This window comes from Chryseobacterium sp. 27AL, from assembly GCF_057815395.1.
In genome coordinates this window covers 61,295-81,027 of record NZ_JBYRIW010000009.1, presented here as the reverse complement: position 1 = coordinate 81,027, position 19,733 = coordinate 61,295, and the positions used below count along the sequence as shown (strand labels likewise).

Here is a 19,733-nt window from a genome sequence, read left to right as displayed (position 1 = left end):
ACAAATCATCCGTTCTAAAAATTTTTTATCTTTGAGCCATGAATTGGGAGAACATTGCCGGACAGGAAAACCTGAAAAAACTTCTGAAAGAAAGTATTGTCGAAAACAGAGTGAGCCACGCCCAGCTTTTCGTAGGAAAAGAAGGATATGGAACATTACCGATGGCTTTGGCATATGCAAAAGAAATCTTAAGTGGTGAAAATGAACATGCCGCCTCAAAAGTAGAACATCTTAACCATCTGGACCTCCATTTCAGCTTTCCGGTTTTTACGGACAACAGGAATTCTTTAAGTAAAAATAAATTTGAAGAGTTCAGGGAAATGATTCTCAATTCTCCCTACGCTAGCTACGATGACTGGACGGCTTTTCTGGAATCGGAAAATAAGCAGCTGTTCATTTCAGCAGATGAGATTGATGACCAGAATCAGAAGTTTTCATTAAAAAGCTTCGAAGGAGGTACCAAAATTCTGATTGTATGGCGCGCTGATAAAATGAATGTGGCTGCGGCCAACAAGTTCCTGAAATTTCTTGAAGAACCACCGGCCAAAACCATTATTATCCTCACAGCAGAAACAACAAATGACATCCTGCCAACGATTCTTTCAAGAACCCAGATTGTAGAAGTTCCGAGAATCACCGATGAAGATCTGGAACAGTACCTGAAAACTAACTTTACTATTTCGGATGATAAAATAGGAGAGATCATTCACCAGGCACAGGGAGATCTGAATGATGCCATAAAGCTGATGCAGTCCGGAAACAAGCATGACGAATTTGAAAAGCTTTTTATTCAATGGGTTCGTGATGCATTTATGGTAAAGAAAAAACCTGAATTTCTCAAAAGTATTATTTTCTGGGCTCGGGAAATAGCAGGCTGGAACCGTGAAAAGCAGAAAAACTTTCTCAATTACTGTTCAGAAATTTTCAGGCTTGCGCTTCTGCAGAACTATCAGTCGGAAAATCTTGTCTATAAGAAAATTGATGCAAATGGATTCAATTGGCTCGGATTTTCAAAATTCATCAGTGGCGCCAATATAGAAAGTATTCTTGAAGAAATCAGCACGGCCGATCTCCATTTGACCCGAAATGGAAATCCGAAAATTGTATGGACTGATCTGGGAATAAAATTGTCAAGATATATTCATAAAAATGCATAAAAAACTCCGACTGATGTCGGAGTTTTATTTGTAATCAAGTCAATTTGCTTAAGTTGTTATAGTTTAATACAGAACTTGTAAAAGCATTTTGTTAAGCTGTTTTCTTAGCTTTCTTAGCTTTAGAGTCTTTTGTTTTTACTGTGTTCTGCGCAGTAGAATATTTCTTTTCACAATCTATAACACTTTCAGAGAATTAAATTAAAAGAATATTAAAAAAAAATTAAATTTCAGATTAAAATCAATCAATCGTTTGATTTATTCAAAAATGGATGTAAATTTGCATCCTCAAAAAATGAGAATAAGAAATGATTTCAAAAGAAGAAAATATACTGTTTGCTGCGGAAAAGCTTTTTGCTGAAAAGGGATTCGAAGGAACTTCCACACGGGAAATTGCCAAAGCAGCCAACGTGAATATTTCTATGATCTCTTACTATTTCGGTTCGAAAGAAAAATTATACGAAAAGCTGGTAGAATACAGAATGGAAGAAGGACAGTTTTTCTCGAAAGACATTCTGGAAAGGACAGATATTAATGATTGGGAAAAAATAGAAAAGATCGTAGATAAGTTTGCAGGCAGAGTAAGACATCACAAATGTTTTTACAGAATCATGCAGAGAGAGCAGCTTCATACGCAGAATCCTCATATTGTAGACTTTCTGAAGCAGACAAAAATGGGCTTCATCTCCATGTATTCAAAAATATTGGAAAGCGGTTTGAAGAAAGGTGTTTTTACCAAAAATCCACCCATTTATCTTCTGCATTCCACGGTGAGCGGAACTTTATTTTACGCATCCAACGCCAAAGAGATGTACAAAGAATTCCTCAACAATACGGATGATGAAGATGCTTTCGACGAAAAGTATTACACAGAACTTAATACACATATAAAATACTTATTAAAAGACCTTCTAGGTTATGAAGAAAATAAATAACTCAGTCCTTGCGCTGGCACTATTCGTAGGAATTGCAAATGCAAATGCACAGGAGAAAAGAACACTTACTCTTGATGAGGCTGTGCAGCTGGGCATCCAGAACAGCAAAAATCTGAAGATTGATGCCGCAAAAATCGAAGAAGCTACAGCAGATCTTCTCGAAGCGAAGAACAGACAACTGCCGGAACTGAAAGTTTCCGGGAGCTACATGTATCTTCCGCTAAAACCAAATATCAATATCAAACTTCCCGGAGTTTCAGGAGACAGTGGTCCTGTAGTTCATCAGGTTGCTTACGGATCCGCAAACCTCAGCGTTCCCATCTACAGCGGAGGAAGAATAAAATACGGAATCGAATCTGCAAAATATCTGGTGGAAGCATCAAAATTAAGCACTGAAAACGATAAAGTAGCCATCGCATACAACGTTGCACAGGCTTATAACAATTTGTTTAAAGCCAATCAGTCGATCAAAGTATTAGAGGAAAACCTTAGTACTTCCCAAAAAAGAGACGAAACTTTCCTTAAAATGGAAAATAATGGTCTCATTGCAAGAAACGACAGATTAAAAGCAAACCTTCAGACATCAAATATCGAATTGCAATTATTGGAAGCCAAAAACAACTACAATATTGCCAATATCAATATGGATCTGTTGCTGGGATTACCAGAAACCACTGAAATCGATGTAGACCAGAATTATATCGACGAAGGAAATGATGTAAAAACTGTAGACTATTACATCAATACTGCAAGAGAAAACCGTAAAGATCTTCAGGCTTTAAGTATGCAGAGACAGGCTGCAGCGTTGGGAACAAAAGCAGCGAAAGCTGAAAATCTTCCTTCTATAGCATTTACCGGTGGGTATGTTGCAGCTGATATTCCTAAATTCCTTACGATTTATAATGCGGTGAACGTAGGAGTCGGGATTTCCTATAACTTATCCAACCTCTGGAAAGAAAATTCTTCGTTGAAACAGTCAAAAGCAAGAGAAATGCAGCTGTCTGCTACCAATGAATTGTTGAATGACAATATCAAATTAGACGTCAACAGAGAATATCAGAATACCGATTACTCTAAGAAGAGAATTGCGGTTTTCGAAAAATCTGCGGAGCAGGCTAATGAAAACTACAGAATTACAAAAAACAAATATGATAACGGTCTGGCCACAATGACGGAACTTCTGGATGCAGATGCAGCACAGATCGCAGCCAACGTAGGCGTGATCAATGCAAAAGCAGATGCAGCACTTGCCTACAGAAAACTATTACAAACTACAGGAACTTTAACAACAAAATAAATTAAGAACGATACCCACAATGGAAAATAATACTACAAAAGAAACTCAGCCTAAAAAGAAAAGAAGCTTAGTTTTCCCTATCATTTTAGCGGTTGTTGTTATCGGTGGAGGAATCTACGGATACAACGCTTACACGTACGGGCAGTCCCATGAAGAGACAGACGATGCACAGATTGCTTCCAATATGGCTCCCGTAATTTCCAAAATTTCAGGATATGTAACCGAGGTAAAAGTAAAAGATAACCAGTTCGTAAAAAAAGGAGATACCTTAGTTATCCTTGACAGCAAAGATCAGAAAATGGCTCTTGAGCAGGCAGAAGCAGCTTTAGCAACTGCAAAAAGCAATATTTCCAATGCGCAGGCAAGCACAACAGCTACTTCCAAAAATATAGGATCATCACAGGCAGCAGTGACAACAGCCAACGCACAGATCGAAGCTGCAAAAGTAAACGTATGGAAAACCACTCAGGATCTGAAAAGATATGCCAACCTGGTAAAAGACCATTCTATTACAGAACAGCAGTATGAGCAGGCTTTAGCCGCAAAGCAAACAGCTGATAAGCAGTTGCAGGTTTTAATTGACCAAAGAAATCAGATCGCTCAGCAAACCAATATCGCATCTTCTCAGACGGCAGCAAGCTCTCAGCAAATCAGCGTGGCAGGTTCTGTTGCCAAGCAGAGAGAAGTGGATGTGGAAAATGCAAAACTTAACCTTTCTTATACTGTAATTGTCGCTCCTGAAGACGGATATGTAGGAAAAGTTCCGATTCAGGCAGGACAATATCTGCAGGCAGGATCCCAGTTATTTGCGTTGGTAAAGAATGACCAGAAATGGGTAGTGGCCAACTTCAAAGAAACACAGGTTGATAAAATGGTAGAAGGACAAAAGGTGAAAATTGAAATTGATGCCTTCCCGGACAGAGAATTTGATGGTGTTGTAAGCTCTTTCTCACCCGCTACCGGTGCTACCTTCTCTATTCTTCCTCCGGATAACGCCAGTGGTAACTTCGTAAAAGTAGTGCAGAGACTTCCTGTAAAGATCGATTTTGTAAATCTTGATAAGGATATCGCCAAAAGATTACGAACAGGAATGAACGTGAAAGCGGAAGTTACATTGAAATAAATTATAAAGTGAATGGTCAGTCGTGCAGAAGCAGTCATTAATGAAGAAGAAATGAAGAAGCCTTGATCACATGATGGAATGATGAAGATGAGATCAAAAATGCTGGTGAAAATGAAAGTAAAAATGACGATGAAGATTGAAGACTGACGATTCACTTTTCAAAAAATAATATAAGAGAATTGTCAATGATGCAGAGGCCGCCAGCCATGCAGCAGAAAAATGCAGGGGCTGTTGAGCATGAAGATGATAAAGGAGGCAGAAGAAAGCCGGTGCAATGTGGAAATGAAGAGAAGCCGGATGATATGAAGAAGAGCCGTTATGCAGAGGAAGATCAATACCAGGATGTCCGAAATGGAAGTAGTAAAACTGACGACAATGAAGATTGACCATTGACAATTCACTTTTTTAAATTAAGATTTTTAGAGATTCAGGAATTACTGTACCATAAAGTTTAAAGCAATATTGAATTGTTTTACATTTTAAAACCTTTATGAATACAGAAATGATTAGGAATAAAGTTAGTTCGTAAAAATGCTTGTTCACATTTCTCATGTCTGAATCTCCTAATCTCTTAATTTTTTTAATACCTAAACAAACATGCAAGATTCATTAGTAGAATATGGAGCGCGGAGAGTAATTATCACGATTACAGCAATTCTTTGTGCTTTGCTTGAAATTGTAGATTCCACGATTGTAAATGTTGCCCTCAATGAAATGAAGGGGAACCTTGGAGCCACACTTTCAGAAGTCGGCTGGGTCATTACCGCCTATGCGATCGGGAATGTGATCATTGTACCCATGACGAGCTGGCTGTCTCAACAGTTTGGGCGTAGAAATTACTTTGCAGCATCCATCATTATATTCACCGTATTCTCATTTCTCTGTGGAAATGCCACCAATATCTGGGAACTGGTATTTTTCAGGCTGATGCAGGGAATCGGCGGAGGCGCATTGCTGGTAACTTCGCAGACCATCATTACCGAATCTTACCCTATAGAAAAAAGAAGTATGGCCCAGGCCATCTACGGACTTGGAGTGATTATCGGGCCTACATTAGGTCCGCCGCTCGGAGGGTATATCGTTGATAATTTCAGCTGGCCATATATTTTCTATATTAATATTCCGATTGGAATTGCGGCGACGCTGATGACCCTTCAGTTTGTGCGAAGTCCAAAATATGCAGAAAAGCGGAAAGCCTCAGATGTCGACTGGATTGGTATTGCGCTATTGGCTGTTACCGTAGGGTCATTGCAGTTTATCCTGGAAAGAGGGCATGAAGAAGACTGGTTTGCCAGCGGAATGATCGTCGCATTTACCATAGCGGCGGTGTTAGGATTTATTCTCTTCCTCTGGAGGGAACTTACCTTCAAATATCCCATTGTGGAATTGCGGGTACTGAAAAATGGTAACTTAAGAGTCGGGACCATCATGTCATTTGTACTCGGATTCGGGTTGTATGGTTCTACCTTTATTGTTCCATTATATACACAAAGTATTCTTGGGTGGACAGCCTTGCAGTCGGGTGCACTGATGATTCCTGCGGCACTTACAACAGCATTCATGATGCCGATTATCGGCCGGCTATTATCAGCCGGTGCCAAGCAGCAGATTCTTGTCTCCCTGGGATTATTCATTTTCTTCATCTACAGTTTCTGGGGATATAAAATCCTTACACCGGATACCAGCAAAGATGCCTTTTTCTGGATGCTGATCGTAAGGGGAGCAGGCCTGGGACTTTTATTCATCCCGATTACCTCATTATCCTTAAGTACCTTGAAAGGGCAGGAGATCGGTCAGGGTGCAGCCTTTACCGGGATGATGAGACAGCTGGGAGGTTCTTTTGGGATCGCAGCCATTACGACATTCATTGCCAATGCCAGCCAGAAATACAGGGTCAACCTCATCACGCACCTTGACGAAACCGACTTTGCGGTTCAGCAGAGGCTGCAGGCTTTAAAAGGAAGCTTTATGGCTAAAGGAATGACACCCGATGCCGCAATGAATGCCGCCTACAAAATGCTTGATCTCTCCGTAACCAAACAGGCCACTGTACTTTCTTACATGGATGTGTTCCTCTACCTGGGAGTCATATTCCTCATCTGTATTCCGTTTATTCTTTTTATTAAAGAGCGGAAAAGTAAACAGAAAATTGATCTCAGTGAAGCCATGCACTAAAAGAATAACCTCCGTTTTGCGGAGGTTTTTTTATCTGTCTTCATATTTATCGTGAAAATTCTGATACGATAGCCATACAGCTGGGTTTTTAAAGCATTACTACCCATAATTTACCTACATGGAGCCGTACATCACTCGTCCGGAGGTCTTGCGGATAGGTATTTATATGTCTTATATATATCGCTATACGTCTTAAACGTGAAATAATATATATAACATATATCTATATTTATATTAAACGTATATGTATATATTTAAAACATATAAAAACACTACTAAAACGTATAACGATAGGTCTAAGACGTATAGCGATATATCTTAAACGTATAATGACCATTGATTCACCTGTCTGGACAATTGAATAACGCCTCCTGACATACATTTGTCACAAACAGACCGTATTTTTACAGAATAAAATTTAAACAATGGACGAATACTACATCGGGGAAATGATAAAACGAGCTCTCGAAATCAGAAAAAAATACCATACCCTGGAAATCAGACAAAATGGTAAAGAATGGACTCCCGAACAGGACGCTCTTGCATATCACCGATGCAGCAATTGTCGGGAGAAATGTCATGTCGCATCAGGAAAGCTGGCCGAAGATAAATTCTGCAGAAGAATTGGAACATAAATTAGGGGAAAATATGTGGTGGTTGATTATCTTAGCAGACCGCACTGGCGTTGATATCATGCAGGCCCTGGAAAAATTTTTAACCAAAACCGAAAATATTTTATAAATGAGTTACTGTTCAGCAATAGAGAGAATGACCCCCGAAGACCGCAAGGCACTTCATCAAAAATACCACGATCATCATTACGGATTTCCAATCCATGATGATAATGAACTGTTCGGAAGACTGATCATGGAGATCAATCAGGCCGGACTGAGCTGGGAAACGATCCTGAAAAAAGAAGAAGGTTTCAGAAAAGCGTATGATAATTTTAATATTAAAAAAGTGGCCGCTTATACAGAAGCTGACCGCGAAAGACTGCTTGGCGATCCTGGAATTATCAGGAATAAATTAAAGGTGAACGCTGCCATCGAAAATGCAAAAACCATCATTTCGCTTCAGGAAGAATTCGGATCATTCGAAAAATGGCTGGAGCATCATCATCCTAAAACATTACCGGAATGGATGAAGCTGTTTAAGAAGACCTTCAAATTTACCGGCGGAGAAATCGTCAACGAATTCCTGATGAGCATCGGCTACCTCAAAGGATCTCATTCTGAAAACTGTCCGATTTACGAAAAAGTGATCCAGCAAAACCCAAAGTGGCTGGAATCTTAACCATTAAAATTAAACCATTAAGCCTGATTTAAGAAGTTAAGCTGAGTTAAGTAATAAGTATGCCTATCAATAAAGTTTTGCTTTAAAAATATCTTCAGATATTATCTTAATTAACCTTAACTCCTTCACAAAATCTTAATGGTTAAATATTTACATTAACGTCATTTCGAGTAGCTTTTTGAAGAAAAGCATATCGAGAAATTTATGAATCGCAGTACTCACGGGCTCTCGATACATTTTTCTCCGCTTCGCTGCGAAAAACACTCGAGCTGACGTTATGTTAATTCTACTTGACTTTTTAATCTTTCTGAAAGCATGGCAATAATTCTTTTGTTATAAGCTTTCGTGTCGGAAAGATATATAACCATCTCATCGGAAGTCAGCATTCCGACGGTCATCCCTATGAATGTATTTCTTAATGCATTGTCTTTTTGCAGGCTTTGATCAATAAAAATTAGTTTCTTTTCTGTTTGTAAAGCATTAAAATCTGAAATTTTGCGTAATGCATAATCCCTGAACAGCATTAGATAGATCTCGTTCTGTAATTTTAAAATTGGGCGCAATACCTGGTTTTGAAAAATTTCGACATCACTGCTATTATCGTATACTGGAAGGGAGAGGTTCTCCCGAAGGTCCTTTTTGTCTGGCATGATTTATTGTCTTAAGTTTTACCCCACCGTCTTTGTATCCTCTTCCTTAAGGATTTTTTTCTCTTTCATGGAAAGCATCATCCGTTCGTATTTATATTTTTCCCAGTCGAAATTACTGAGGAAGTCGAGGGCAGCCTGAAATCCGCGGTTGAAGAGCTCTTCTTTTTCTTCTCTTTTCATGAAGAAATTCAGCCAGCTGCTGCTTCCACAATTCACGGTCTGGATACTGAACAGGTGGTAAAAAGTATGTTTGGTAAGGAATGTTTTATCGTTAAATCCTTTTAAGGTATTGATAATATTTCCGGCGTAGGTGAGGGGAGAAGCAAGGATCTCTTCACTCGTTTTCCCTTTGCCGGAAAGCAGGTCGGAATCACTGGTAAGCTGTACGCCGAACAAGGGCATCCTCGGATAAAAAATATCAGTGGCATGGAAAAGATCAATAGGAAAGTTTGAAATGCTCCCTCCATCAATGAAAACTCCGGAAGGATAGATCTCTTCAGCTGGAATATTCATCCAGAATTTCCAGGCATATTTTACGGAATCATCATCTTTGTTAATGACCTTTTGCATAGGCTCAAAAAAGAACGGAACCGACATGGATGCACGCACAAATTCTGCAGGACTGGCGTGTTTCAGTTCTTCTTCTGACCAGTAAAGATTAGCCATCGTAGGCAGTTCAACTTTTATTTTAGCATTGATATCTGTGGTCACCACAATGTATTCTGATTTCAGGAGATAGAACGGATCTTTCTTGTAATACTCATTATTGACAGTACTGTCGTAGAAAATTTTATATCTGATCTCATCAATATGTTCTGTATAATCAACTCTGATTTCTTCTATGCTTTCCAGTGCCATTTGATAATACTGCATCTCGTTCCCATAGCGGTAGTTGAGGTTGAGATCTTTACCGGTTTTCACAAACTTTTCATTGAGATGGGCCACCGTCTTTATCCCAAAACTGTCTAAGGCATTTTTCATGGCTGCTGAAAAAGTATTTCCGGGGTTTAATCCTGAATTTCTCTTTTTAAGGTCTGTGTAAATTTTTGTCAGGCACATAACCCCAATGATCACCAACAGTAAAGGGATTGAAAAAAGAATTTTTGTATGCCAGGTTTCTTGTGTAGGATATACAAACGCTAAAATTCCAAAAAAAGCGAGAATGCCGATCGCAATATATGAATTGATCTTAAGAAAATTCTTATTGTTCAGCATCGCATGGATGGTTGTTTTTACGTAAGGTTTTCCGTCCATAAAATCGGCGAAATTCCAGTTGAAAAGTATTTCTTTGATGATTTCGCTTTTGGGTTCCTCTTTGGTTTTGCAGGCAGCGATCAGCATGGTATTGATGGCACCGGCACTGGTTCCGGCTACTTTCAGAAAACGGATCCCAAAGATTTCCAGTCCGTACAGGTAGCCTACCAGCGCGCTTCCCCATACCCCGCCACCTTCCTGTACAAACTCGACATATTGATTTCCTCCGGCATCCAGAAGATCAGAAAATTCTTTTGCCGAAATACGGTCGTGCAAAGCAGAAAGCTTTTCTTTGGATTCTTTGGAAAGAGTATCTTCTTCCAGAATTTTCTTTAAGGTTTCCGGTTTCATGGTGATTTGGTTATGTTATTTTGGTTTAACGAAGATATTTAATTCCTTTTTACTAAAACCTTCCAGCGGAAGTTTTTTCAGTCTTTGCAACTGTTTTCATAATTAGGTAAAGAGATTATTTGAAAATTACCACTGTTTTCGTCTGGCATAAATAAAAGTACAGATGACCACCAGAGCCATTAGCCCGAGGGTGAAATAATATCCGTATTTATGATGCAGTTCAGGCATATTGTCGAAGTTCATTCCGTAAACGCCGGCAATGAAAGTGATCGGTAAAAAATAAACAGAATAGATAGCAAGCACTTTCATGACCTGGTTGGCCTTCTGATCCGACAATGCCAGGAACATGGAGATGAGGTTGGTAATCTGGATGTTCAGATGTTCAAAATCTGCCACTACATCTTTATGCTTGTCTTTTAAATCAAAAGTTTCAGAATCCTGCAAATCTAAAAGTTTAAACTTGTCGATGGCATCAGTAGAAATGGTAAGTACCCTTGAGTTCAACCCAGATTTCCGTTTGAGCTTATACAATCTTTTGATCTGGTTGGTATGATTGGTATTTTTAAGGAAGATTTCGTTTTCGATATTATCCATGGTTTCAAACAGACTTATGGACTCATCATCAAAGCTTTTCATGATCAGCAGGGCGATTCTCAGTGCGATATGATCGGCTGTCGTTTCGGTGGTAAGCAGGGAAAGCTGTTTTCTTGTTTCAGAAAGGCTTTTTGTTTTCATGCGGTGAACGGTAATAATCGTTCTGCCCAGCAGGAAAATACCGATTTTGGTACTGATGTCACTGATGGTATTGAGATTTTTACGTTCCAGTTCGGTGCTTTCGCGCAATAAAAAAAACTTTACATCGCCGTCCTGTTCGTACTTTGGAAGGTGGTTCGGATCCAGGGTGTCTTCGAGAAGAAGGTTGTTGATTTCGTATCTTTCATGTAAGAATTTAAGGTCTTCCGCGGACGGAGCTTCCACATCTACCCATTCGCACTGGGAGTCTCTGTAAATTGTCTCAATTGGCATATAGTAAAAATAGTAATAATTTGAAAAACTATGTATTAAATAAGTTCTATCTTTGTCAAAATTAAAAAACTATATGATTAAAAGTACAATAAAAGGCATCGGATTCCATGTTCCGGATAACATTGTTACGAATGATGATTTAGCAAAATTAATGACCACCAATGACGAATGGATTACCGAAAGAACGGGGATAAAAGAAAGAAGACACAGGAAAAACAGGAATGACTCTCAGGAAACCACTGCTTATCTTGGTTTCAAAGCTTCGGAAAAGGCCATTGCCAATGCAGGGCTTACTTCAAAAGATATCGATTATATAATTTTTGCAACGCTTTCTCCGGATTATTATTTTCCGGGTTGTGGTGTGCTGTTGCAGGAAATGCTTGGATGTGATACCATCGGGGCTTTGGATGTGAGAAACCAGTGTTCAGGATTTGTATATGCAATGAGTGTTGCCAACGCTTTCATCAAAGCAGGAAACTATAAAAATATCCTGGTTGTCGGTGCTGAAATTCACTCTTTCGGTCTTGATTTTACGGATGAAGGAAGGGGAGTATCCGTAATTTTCGGTGATGGTGCCGGGGCGATTGTTCTTTCGGCAACTGAAGATGAAAATGCGGGGGATATCCTGGCCGTAAACATGCATTCTGAAGGGAAATTTGCGGATGAATTGTGCACGCAGTTCCCGGGGTCTAAATTCGGATGGAGCGACAGGATGAGAAAAGAGCCTGAACATGTGACCAACAAAGAAGTATATCCGATCATGAACGGAAATTTCGTTTTCAAACATGCGGTGACAAGATTTCCGGAGACGATGCAGGAGGCTTTAGATAAAGCAGGAAAGACTATTGAAGATCTTGATATGTTCATTCCGCATCAGGCGAATCTGAGAATTGCCCAGTTTGTTCAGCAAAAATTCGGACTTCCGGATGAGAAGATCCATAATAATATTCAGAAATACGGAAATACTACGGCTGCCTCTATTCCTATTGCGTTGAGTGAAGCGATTGAAGAAGGAAAAATCAAGAGAGGTGATCTGGTTCTGCTTTCTGCGTTCGGAAGTGGTTTTACGTGGGGAAGTGTGCTGTTTGAATATTAATGATATTAAATAAACAACATACATAAAAAATCCGCAGACTTTGATTAGTTGCGGATTTCTCTTTCTTATTTTAGTTTTATTATAAACTCTTTAGTAATTTTTCAGTATCAGCGTAATCTTCGCCAGTTTTTTTGGCAAGCTCGATTGACTTTTCAGCCCAGAGTTTTGCGTTTTTCTTATCGCCGATTTTATTGTAAAGATTAGCCAGTGTATCCGTATTGGCAGAGTTCTCATCTTTCTTTACCGATTCCTGTGCCCAGCTCAGTGCTTTTTCCAGTGCAGGTTTACTGGTTACATTTTCAAAGAAATTCCATGCAATAGAATTGAGCTCTTCTGAACCTAAAGCTGAAGAATCTTTATATAGCTCCATGGTCAGCTTTTCGTAAGTGGCGATGTCTTTATCTTTTAAGGCTCTGTTTGCTTTGGCTCTTGTTAAGATTTTTTCTGCTTCATCTTTTGCTAAAAACTTTTGTGTCTCGGTCATGAAATAGCTGTCATTCCATTTTTTCGTATCGGCGTTGTAAGATTTTTTAACGATCGTATTAAGCTTAATGTTTTTGTCAAAAGCATCATATCTCTCGGCAGGAAGAACTTTTGTAATTTCAGCTTTTTTAGCTAAGAACGTTTTATAGAGCGGACTGTCTGTACTCTGCGTTGCAGAAAGAAGCATCTGAATATCTTCTCTGTCAAATTCTGCTTTTCCGCTGAAATAACGCTCCATCACTTTTGCAGCAAAGTCTGAGTCGCTGTACATCGTAAGGCTTGCAAGGTTTTTCAGGAACGCAGGATCTTTTTCCCCGTCTTCGAATTTTTTCTTTAAAGCACCTAATCTTTTGTTCGGATCCCCGGCATCTTTAGCAAATTGAATAAAATCTTTTTCTTCAACATATCCCAACGTTCTGTGTACCAGCTCGCCGTTTCCGTCGACAAAAAGATAAGTAGGAAAAGCTTTTACATTATATTTTTTTGCGATATCAATACCTTCTCCTTTTTCCATGTCGATTTTAGCATTGATGAAATTGGCATTGTAGTAATCTCCTACGGCTTTTTGTGGAAATACATTTTTTGCCATCAGCTTACAGGGTCCGCACCAAGTAGTATACGCGTCGATAAATACGAGTTTATTTTCTTTTTTCGCTTTTGCAAGAATAGTATTGAAGTTGGTTTCTTCAAATTTGATTCCCTGTGCCAATGCAAAGGCTCCGATAAAAAGAGCGGAGAATATTGATAATTTTTTCATGATATTTATTATTGATTGCAAATGTAATAATTATGTTAACAAATCAGTCTTTATGAAACAAAAATTGTTACAGCATTGTTTGGATTAATTTTTTGTTTTCAGGTTAAAGTTTTAATAACTAATATTTTAATAATTTTCGATACCGATTTACATAAAAAACCACAGAAAATTCTGCGGTCTGTGTTATTTTGTAGCTACTGAATCTGATTTCATTTTTAAGCTGTCTGCAGTGGCAGATTCGGAATGAGAGGCTGCGGTATCGCCCATTTTATTTCTCATATAATCCTTATTTCTTTCGTCTTTGAATTCTTCCCTGTCTTCTTTTTTTTGTGCGCAGCTTCCTAAAAATACTAAGGCTAATACTGCTGCTGTGAATAATTTTGTCATAGAAATATTTTTTTAATGTTTTACGTATAATCAAATATAGTTATTAAGAAGATAATGATGATTAAATTTTAAGCAGATGTTACAAAAAAATCCCCAGAGAATTGATCTGAGGACATTTCATGTAAGTTAAACTATTATTATTTAACAGTAGTCGCTGAATCAGCATTCATCTTGATGCTATCAGGAGTAGCTGTCATAGTCGTCGCTGTATCAGTGGTAGCAGGCGCTGCATTGGTTGATGTATTGTCTACTGCTGTTGAATCTGTACTGCTATTTGACATTGACGATTCCTTCGTTCCGCAACTTACTGCTATGATTCCTAGTGCTGCGATTAACATTAACTTTTTCATAATATTTTATTTGTTAGTGTGAGAAATTACACCCATCAATAATTATTCCGAATTTGGATAGCAACTATTAAATTTCTATTAAAATAATTTAAATATGGTTAAGTTATCTAAATAAAAAAGCCTCAAAACCAATGTTTCGAGGCTATATCTGTTAACAAACAACGATTACTCATTGCCCGTGATTTATTATTTATTAACCAAGATATGGATATTTGTAGTCTTTAGGTGACACAAAAGTTTCTTTAATTGATCTTACTGAAGTCCATCTTAATAAGTTCATTTTAGATCCCGCTTTATCATTGGTTCCGGAAGCTCTACCTCCACCGAAAGGCTGCTGCCCAACAACTGCGCCTGTAGGTTTGTCATTGATATAGAAGTTTCCTGAAGCATTTTCCAACGCTTTGAAAGCTTCATTGATTGCATAACGGTCCTGTGCAAAGACTGAACCTGTCAGTGAATAAGGAGAAGATGAATCTACCAGCTCCAATGTTTCAGCCCATTTTGCATCTTCATACACAAACACTGATAAGATTGGTCCGAAGATTTCCTCAACCATGCTTTCATACTGAGGATTTGTCGTTTCGATTACTGTCGGGTGTACAAACCATCCTTTAGAATCATCAGTTTTTCCTCCGATTACTACGTTTGCTTCGTTTGAAGAATTGGCTCTGTCGATATAACCTTTACATTTTTCAAATGAATTTTTATCAATTACTGCATTTATAAAGTTGGAAGGATCTTCTGGAGAACCGATTTTGATTGAATTGATCTGGTTTTCCATTACTTTTTTCACGTCAGCCCAAAGCGACTGAGGAATATAAGCTCTGGATGCTGCAGAACATTTCTGTCCCTGATATTCGAAAGCTCCTCTTACCAAAGCCGTTGCCACAGCTTCAACATTGGCTGAAGGATGGGCAATAACGAAATCTTTTCCTCCGGTTTCCCCTACGATTCTTGGGTAAGTTCTGTAGTTATGGATGTTGTCACCGATCATTTTCCACATTCCCTGGAAAACTTTAGTGGAACCTGTAAAGTGAAGTCCGGCAAAATCTCTGTGTGCCAATACTTTTTCAGCAGTTTCTTTTCCGTCTGTGAAAATCATGTTGATTACTCCGGCAGGAAGTCCAGCTTCTATTAAAACATCCATGATAACTTTTGCAGAATAGATTTGCTTGTCAGACGGTTTCCAAACGACTACGTTTCCAAGCATGGCCATACACGTTGGTAAATTTCCTGAAATGGCTGTAAAGTTGAATGGCGTCACAGCAAAACAAAATCCTTCCAGCGGTCTGTATTCTACACGGTTCCAGATTCCTGAATCGGAAACTGGCTGCTCAGAATACATTTCTGTCATAAATTCTACATTGAATCTTAAGAAATCAATAAACTCACAGGCAGAATCAATTTCAGCCTGATGAACGTTCTTAGATTGTCCGATCATTGTTGCCGCGTTGATCACATCTCTGTAAGGTCCCGCTAAAAGATCAGCAGCTTTTAAGAAAATTGCTGCACGTTGCTCCCAACCAAGTTCATTCCATTGTTTTTTTGCGGCTAATGCAGCGTTGATTGCGTCATCAACGTGTTGCATGGTCCCTCTGTGATAAAATCCGAAGTCATGCGCATGATCCTGAGGTGACTGAAGCTGAACCTTGTCGTCAGTTTTTACTTCTTTACCATTGATAATCATTGGGATTTCTATCTTTTCAGCCCACATTTTTTTATATTGAGCGATAAGGCTTTTTACTTCCGGAGTTTCCGGCGCATAAGAATTTACCGGTTCATTTACCGCAAATGGTACTTGCGAAATTGCTTTAGACATATTAGTTGTATATTTTTTATTTGCTAATGATACAAATTTACAACAATTATTTGGGTCGATTATAATATGTGAATGGTCAATTTTGCTTTGCGGTTAATGATCAATTTTTAAAGAAAACTATTAAAATTGACAAGCGCAGCGGATTGACAATTCACCATTGGTTATTGTGTTAATGGTCAATTTTGCTTTGCCAGTGAATGGTGAATTTTACGAGAATAGTAAATTGACCAGCAGCGGTGTATTGACAATTCACAATTAATCATTCTCTGCCAATTGTCAATTTTGCTTTGCCAGTGAATAGTGAATTTTTAGATGTTATTAAATTGACCAGCGCAGCAGATTAACATTTCACTATTCACTACTAACCAATCACATCTTTTCGGTTTCCAGTATTTTCAAAACTAATTTTTCTTCGTGTGTAAGCCCGGCTTTACCATCATTTTCTTCTATTTTTTCAAGTTCATCAAGATATTTTTTGATGGTATTGTTTTCATAAAGATTAATAACTAAGGGATGAACATAATATTTCCGGCAAACGGTACTTGTATTCCCGAGGTGTGAAGCGACTATTTCCAGCGCTTCTTTTACCTTTTTCTTATATTCCGTATGGGTTTCTGCATAGCCGATTTCCTTAAAGGCAATCAAAGCACTCACCGTTCCCGACCATGTCCTGAAATCTTTTGCCGTAAAATCTTCACCACTGATCTCTTTTATATAATCATTCACCATTCCTGAATCTATGGTATGGCGGTTTCCTTCATCGTCAATGTACTGGAAAAGTTCTTTTCCGGGAATATCTTTACATTTTTGTATCAGTTTTGACAGCCGTTTGCTCTTCAGGTCTATATCATGCATAACCCCTTTTTTACCTTTAAAATGAAAGGAAATTTTCTGTCCCTGAACTTTTACGTGTTTATCTTTTAAAGTGGTTAAGCCAAAAGAGCCGTATAATTTTTCGTAGGCATTATTTCCGATCCTGATGTTGGTGCGCTGCATAAGACTTACGATTAAGGCCAGAATTTTTCGTTTGTCGAAATTTCTTAATGCTAAATCTTTTTCAACCTGTAATCGTATATCCGGTAAAGCATATCCGAACTGCAGCATTCTGTAAAACTTTGTATGATTTCGCAATGCACTCCAGAGCGGATGATATTGGTATTGTTTTCTCTTTTTTACATCAAAACCGGTTGCCTGAAGATGGCCGTTATCAAGCGCACAGATCCATACGTTTTCCCAGGCAGGTGGTATGACGAGCTTGTTGATTCTGGTGATTTCCTCTTTATCTGTGATCTTTTCGCCATCTTTATAATAAGAAAATTTTTTTCCTCTCTTTTTACGGGTAATACCGGCTGTCTCTGCATCGGAGGTATAAATGAGATGTACCGCCTTTGCAGATGCTACCGGATCTTTCATAATTTTGACAATCTTTGAAGGTTTCAGATGGGAAATGATTTCTAAGTCTGAATTTTCCATAAGATTTGGTTAAGAGTTCCTACCCCTTGAAAATAGCCATAAGATAATAGCTATTACGCCAACTACTAATATGATTCCCCACCACATTCCTGCCTTGAAGATCGTTTCTACTGCTTCGCAGCTTGTAAGTGTCAGTAATGTTAATATTGCAATACTGTAAAAGCTCCATTTTTTCATGATAATATTATTTTAGTGTTTATTATTTTCAAACTCTGTGATGGTCTGCTCTCCATTTTGTAATGGATCTTTTGATCTGGTCTCCTGTCATGTTTTCTTTCAGTGCTTTTTCGAGAAAGATTTTGAATTCATCATCGTAAGAAAATCTTAATGCAGCAATCTGACTGAATGTAAGTTTATGTTCAACATCATCAGACCTCAACCCGAAGATTTCAAAATACCGCTGACGAAACTCAAGTCGTACGATACGATTCTGAAGGCCAAGCGCATAATGTTGACGGACCATTATTGACAGATAAAAAATCAGAAAGATAACTACCGAAAACAAAATCCAGGAAAGTTGGTTTTGTTCATCCTTAAAAACCTTATAAATTCCGATTCCTTCTAAAATGATTAGTAATGGAAGAAAAACGAAATGATGAGGACCATAAAACTTCCTGTGATTTTTATAATTCTGACTTTCCATTTCTCGTATATTGCAATTATCTTTCCAAAATGTTTAAAATCTGTTTTTAACTTAATTTTGAGCTAAAGAAATGTGGAATTAACTAATAAAAAAGCGTTGTTAAGATCATTTAATAACCTTGACAACGCTTAAATGCAAGAGCGAAATAAATTTAAATATTATCTGCGGATAGTTACACCACCATCAACCGACAGGTACGAACCTGAAATATAAGAAGCCTCGCTAGAAGCCAGGAAAACAATGGCATTTGCTATTTCTTCCGCTGCTCCGATTCGTTTCAAAGGTACCGCAGCGGCAATAGCATTTTTAATATCTTCCGGTGTTTGTCGATTCATTGGTGTGTCGGTTAGTCCTGGGGCTATCGTATTTACCCGAATTTTTCTGTCTGCCAATTCCGTTGCTGCTGTACGTGCGATGGCATCAACAGCACTTTTTGTCGCGGCGTAAGCTCCCATTTGTGCATATCCGCTCACTGAAACTCCGGACGAAATAAGAATAACAGAGGCGCCTTCTGCTAAATGCGGAATGAGTTTTTGCAATGTAAAGAACAATCCTTTCACGTTGATATTGAACAAATCATCAAACACTTCTTCTGTTGTTTCTTCTATTGAAAATTGTTTTGCAATTCCTGCGTTCAAAACCAGCACGTCAACTTTGTTTCCGCTTTCTGCAATTTCTTTTTCCAATGTTGCAATGTCTGCCAGTTTAGAAATATCAGAGGCTAAAGTTTTCAAATTTGGGCTATTAATTTCCACCGATGCTGTGTGCAAACTATTCGCATTTCGTCCTGTTATTAAAACATTTGCTCCTTTTTCAATAAACGTTTTTGCAGTTGCTAGTCCAATTCCCGCACTTCCGCCTGTAATCACTACATTTTTATTTGTGAAATTCATTTTTTTAAATTTTAAATGATTGAAAATTAATTTTGTCTAAAACTTGAATTTATTTTGTTTTTGAAATCGATTTCTTTAACAATGCAAATTTAAAATGAATAAATTTATTTTAGTAACTTTGTAACTAAAAGTAACGGTAACTTTTGAGTAACAAGGTAACTTATGGAGAAAATAAAATGCTCGGACAACGACGGAAAAAGAAAACAAATTATGGCTGTTCATGATGCTATGGACGTTCTGAATGGGAAATGGAAAATTTCGATAATTTCTTCAGTCTGCTATCACAACAAACGACGCTTTTCTGATATTTTGAATGACGTGAAAGGCATTTCTAATAAAATGCTCAGTAAAGAGTTGAAAGAACTCGAAATGAACCAACTGATAACACGAATAGTTCTTGACACACAGCCTGTAACAGTACAATACCAACTGACGGAATACGGTTTAACTTTAAAAAAGATCATCGATACCCTGGCTGATTGGGGAACTGAACATCGAAAAGTAATTGTTGGGAAGTGAAAAAGGTAAACATTCCAGCTAATTATAAAGGAGATATTATTTGAAAGTCTAATAT

The 19,733-nt window shown here is 38.1% G+C and carries 21 protein-coding genes; 10 read left to right on the top strand and 11 right to left on the bottom strand.

Annotated features, from left to right (window positions below):
- Window positions 1-38: 38 nt before the first annotated feature.
- The 8 genes from AC3WV0_RS13280 (at window position 39) to AC3WV0_RS13245 (ending at window position 7,977) form a co-directional block, all read left to right on the top strand.
- Complete coding sequence (locus AC3WV0_RS13280; RefSeq protein ID WP_488846590.1) at window positions 39-1,157, top strand: DNA polymerase III subunit; 1,119 nt, start codon at window positions 39-41, stop codon at window positions 1,155-1,157.
- Window positions 1,158-1,462: 305 nt separating this feature from the next.
- Window positions 1,463-2,089 (top strand): TetR/AcrR family transcriptional regulator, encoded by a 627-nt coding sequence (locus AC3WV0_RS13275; protein ID WP_488846589.1) that lies wholly within the window; start codon window positions 1,463-1,465, stop codon window positions 2,087-2,089.
- Window positions 2,073-3,386: a TolC family protein gene (locus AC3WV0_RS13270; protein ID WP_488846588.1), complete on the top strand. Its 1,314-nt coding sequence runs from the start codon at window positions 2,073-2,075 to the stop codon at window positions 3,384-3,386. The genes AC3WV0_RS13275 and AC3WV0_RS13270 overlap by 17 nt, the downstream gene beginning before the upstream one ends.
- 19 nt (window positions 3,387-3,405) lie before the next feature.
- Window positions 3,406-4,509, top strand: coding sequence for an HlyD family secretion protein (locus AC3WV0_RS13265; RefSeq protein WP_488846587.1), 1,104 nt, complete (start codon window positions 3,406-3,408; stop codon window positions 4,507-4,509).
- Window positions 4,510-4,694: 185 nt separating this feature from the next.
- Window positions 4,695-4,895, top strand: coding sequence for a hypothetical protein (locus AC3WV0_RS13260; protein ID WP_488846586.1), 201 nt, complete (start codon window positions 4,695-4,697; stop codon window positions 4,893-4,895).
- Between the two features lie 211 nt (window positions 4,896-5,106).
- Window positions 5,107-6,684 (top strand): DHA2 family efflux MFS transporter permease subunit, encoded by a 1,578-nt coding sequence (locus tag AC3WV0_RS13255; RefSeq protein WP_488846585.1) that lies wholly within the window; start codon window positions 5,107-5,109, stop codon window positions 6,682-6,684.
- Window positions 6,685-7,109: 425 nt separating this feature from the next.
- Entirely contained in the window at window positions 7,110-7,319 is a 210-nt protein-coding gene (locus tag AC3WV0_RS13250) for a nucleoside triphosphate pyrophosphohydrolase family protein (protein WP_488846584.1), read from the top strand.
- Window positions 7,320-7,425: 106 nt separating this feature from the next.
- Window positions 7,426-7,977 carry a DNA-3-methyladenine glycosylase I gene (locus AC3WV0_RS13245; RefSeq protein ID WP_488846583.1) on the top strand — a complete coding sequence of 184 codons (552 nt, stop codon included), beginning with the start codon at window positions 7,426-7,428 and terminating at the stop codon, window positions 7,975-7,977.
- Between the two features lie 275 nt (window positions 7,978-8,252).
- Here the strand turns inward: AC3WV0_RS13245 and AC3WV0_RS13240 are convergent, their stop codons facing one another.
- The 3 genes from AC3WV0_RS13240 to AC3WV0_RS13230 all read right to left on the bottom strand — a co-directional run bounded on the left by AC3WV0_RS13240 (window position 8,253) and on the right by AC3WV0_RS13230 (window position 11,258).
- Window positions 8,253-8,627, bottom strand: coding sequence for a glyoxalase (locus AC3WV0_RS13240; protein WP_488846582.1), 375 nt, complete (start codon window positions 8,625-8,627; stop codon window positions 8,253-8,255).
- An 18-nt stretch (window positions 8,628-8,645) separates the two neighbouring features.
- Window positions 8,646-10,232 carry a patatin-like phospholipase family protein gene (locus tag AC3WV0_RS13235; RefSeq protein ID WP_488846581.1) on the bottom strand — a complete coding sequence of 529 codons (1,587 nt, stop codon included), beginning with the start codon at window positions 10,230-10,232 and terminating at the stop codon, window positions 8,646-8,648.
- Window positions 10,233-10,358: 126 nt separating this feature from the next.
- Entirely contained in the window at window positions 10,359-11,258 is a 900-nt protein-coding gene (locus AC3WV0_RS13230; protein WP_488846580.1) for a magnesium transporter CorA family protein, read from the bottom strand.
- A gap of 73 nt (window positions 11,259-11,331) precedes the next feature.
- Between AC3WV0_RS13230 and AC3WV0_RS13225 the strand changes: the two genes are divergently transcribed.
- The gene (locus AC3WV0_RS13225) at window positions 11,332-12,354 is read left to right on the top strand and encodes a 3-oxoacyl-ACP synthase III family protein (protein WP_488846579.1); all 1,023 of its coding nucleotides are present in this window, start codon (window positions 11,332-11,334) and stop codon (window positions 12,352-12,354) included.
- A 79-nt stretch (window positions 12,355-12,433) separates the two neighbouring features.
- Here AC3WV0_RS13225 and AC3WV0_RS13220 read toward each other — a convergent pair whose 3' ends face one another.
- From AC3WV0_RS13220 to AC3WV0_RS13185, 8 genes are all read right to left on the bottom strand, one after another.
- Window positions 12,434-13,594 carry a thioredoxin family protein gene (locus AC3WV0_RS13220; RefSeq protein WP_488846578.1) on the bottom strand — a complete coding sequence of 387 codons (1,161 nt, stop codon included), beginning with the start codon at window positions 13,592-13,594 and terminating at the stop codon, window positions 12,434-12,436.
- Between the two features lie 183 nt (window positions 13,595-13,777).
- Window positions 13,778-13,981: a hypothetical protein gene (locus AC3WV0_RS13215; protein WP_488846577.1), complete on the bottom strand. Its 204-nt coding sequence runs from the start codon at window positions 13,979-13,981 to the stop codon at window positions 13,778-13,780.
- A 137-nt stretch (window positions 13,982-14,118) separates the two neighbouring features.
- Window positions 14,119-14,319: a cytochrome C551 gene (locus AC3WV0_RS13210; RefSeq protein ID WP_488846576.1), complete on the bottom strand. Its 201-nt coding sequence runs from the start codon at window positions 14,317-14,319 to the stop codon at window positions 14,119-14,121.
- Between the two features lie 205 nt (window positions 14,320-14,524).
- Window positions 14,525-16,150 (bottom strand): L-glutamate gamma-semialdehyde dehydrogenase, encoded by a 1,626-nt coding sequence (pruA, locus tag AC3WV0_RS13205; RefSeq protein ID WP_488846575.1) that lies wholly within the window; start codon window positions 16,148-16,150, stop codon window positions 14,525-14,527.
- Window positions 16,151-16,519: 369 nt separating this feature from the next.
- On the bottom strand, window positions 16,520-17,623 hold the full coding sequence (locus AC3WV0_RS13200; RefSeq protein WP_488846574.1) for a DNA topoisomerase IB: 1,104 nt from the start codon (window positions 17,621-17,623) through the stop codon (window positions 16,520-16,522).
- Window positions 17,624-17,632: 9 nt separating this feature from the next.
- Window positions 17,633-17,800 carry a hypothetical protein gene (locus tag AC3WV0_RS13195; protein WP_029296925.1) on the bottom strand — a complete coding sequence of 56 codons (168 nt, stop codon included), beginning with the start codon at window positions 17,798-17,800 and terminating at the stop codon, window positions 17,633-17,635.
- A 28-nt stretch (window positions 17,801-17,828) separates the two neighbouring features.
- Window positions 17,829-18,266 (bottom strand): DUF6526 family protein, encoded by a 438-nt coding sequence (locus AC3WV0_RS13190; RefSeq protein ID WP_488846573.1) that lies wholly within the window; start codon window positions 18,264-18,266, stop codon window positions 17,829-17,831.
- A 158-nt stretch (window positions 18,267-18,424) separates the two neighbouring features.
- A complete protein-coding gene (locus tag AC3WV0_RS13185) occupies window positions 18,425-19,159 on the bottom strand; it encodes an SDR family NAD(P)-dependent oxidoreductase (protein ID WP_488846572.1) in 735 nt (244 codons plus the stop codon).
- Window positions 19,160-19,321: 162 nt separating this feature from the next.
- Here AC3WV0_RS13185 and AC3WV0_RS13180 point away from each other — a divergent pair, with 162 nt between their 5' ends.
- Window positions 19,322-19,678, top strand: coding sequence for a winged helix-turn-helix transcriptional regulator (locus tag AC3WV0_RS13180; protein WP_488846571.1), 357 nt, complete (start codon window positions 19,322-19,324; stop codon window positions 19,676-19,678).
- Window positions 19,679-19,733 lie beyond the last annotated feature (55 nt).

Coding starts and splice junctions, on each gene's coding strand:
- AC3WV0_RS13220 (WP_488846578.1), bottom strand. CDS start 13,594: ATGAAAAAATTATCAATATTCTCCGCTCTTTTTATCGGAGCCTTTGCA.
- AC3WV0_RS13245 (WP_488846583.1), top strand. CDS start 7,426: ATGAGTTACTGTTCAGCAATAGAGAGAATGACCCCCGAAGACCGCAAG.
- AC3WV0_RS13270 (WP_488846588.1), top strand. CDS start 2,073: ATGAAGAAAATAAATAACTCAGTCCTTGCGCTGGCACTATTCGTAGGA.
- AC3WV0_RS13275 (WP_488846589.1), top strand. CDS start 1,463: ATGATTTCAAAAGAAGAAAATATACTGTTTGCTGCGGAAAAGCTTTTT.
- AC3WV0_RS13200 (WP_488846574.1), bottom strand. CDS start 17,623: ATGGAAAATTCAGACTTAGAAATCATTTCCCATCTGAAACCTTCAAAG.
- AC3WV0_RS13215 (WP_488846577.1), bottom strand. CDS start 13,981: ATGACAAAATTATTCACAGCAGCAGTATTAGCCTTAGTATTTTTAGGA.
- AC3WV0_RS13225 (WP_488846579.1), top strand. CDS start 11,332: ATGATTAAAAGTACAATAAAAGGCATCGGATTCCATGTTCCGGATAAC.
- AC3WV0_RS13260 (WP_488846586.1), top strand. CDS start 4,695: ATGATGCAGAGGCCGCCAGCCATGCAGCAGAAAAATGCAGGGGCTGTT.
- AC3WV0_RS13280 (WP_488846590.1), top strand. CDS start 39: ATGAATTGGGAGAACATTGCCGGACAGGAAAACCTGAAAAAACTTCTG.
- AC3WV0_RS13235 (WP_488846581.1), bottom strand. CDS start 10,232: ATGAAACCGGAAACCTTAAAGAAAATTCTGGAAGAAGATACTCTTTCC.
- AC3WV0_RS13195 (WP_029296925.1), bottom strand. CDS start 17,800: ATGAAAAAATGGAGCTTTTACAGTATTGCAATATTAACATTACTGACA.
- AC3WV0_RS13250 (WP_488846584.1), top strand. CDS start 7,110: ATGGACGAATACTACATCGGGGAAATGATAAAACGAGCTCTCGAAATC.
- AC3WV0_RS13230 (WP_488846580.1), bottom strand. CDS start 11,258: ATGCCAATTGAGACAATTTACAGAGACTCCCAGTGCGAATGGGTAGAT.
- AC3WV0_RS13190 (WP_488846573.1), bottom strand. CDS start 18,266: ATGGAAAGTCAGAATTATAAAAATCACAGGAAGTTTTATGGTCCTCAT.
- AC3WV0_RS13265 (WP_488846587.1), top strand. CDS start 3,406: ATGGAAAATAATACTACAAAAGAAACTCAGCCTAAAAAGAAAAGAAGC.
- AC3WV0_RS13255 (WP_488846585.1), top strand. CDS start 5,107: ATGCAAGATTCATTAGTAGAATATGGAGCGCGGAGAGTAATTATCACG.
- AC3WV0_RS13185 (WP_488846572.1), bottom strand. CDS start 19,159: ATGAATTTCACAAATAAAAATGTAGTGATTACAGGCGGAAGTGCGGGA.
- pruA (WP_488846575.1), bottom strand. CDS start 16,150: ATGTCTAAAGCAATTTCGCAAGTACCATTTGCGGTAAATGAACCGGTA.
- AC3WV0_RS13180 (WP_488846571.1), top strand. CDS start 19,322: ATGGAGAAAATAAAATGCTCGGACAACGACGGAAAAAGAAAACAAATT.
- AC3WV0_RS13210 (WP_488846576.1), bottom strand. CDS start 14,319: ATGTTAATCGCAGCACTAGGAATCATAGCAGTAAGTTGCGGAACGAAG.
- AC3WV0_RS13240 (WP_488846582.1), bottom strand. CDS start 8,627: ATGCCAGACAAAAAGGACCTTCGGGAGAACCTCTCCCTTCCAGTATAC.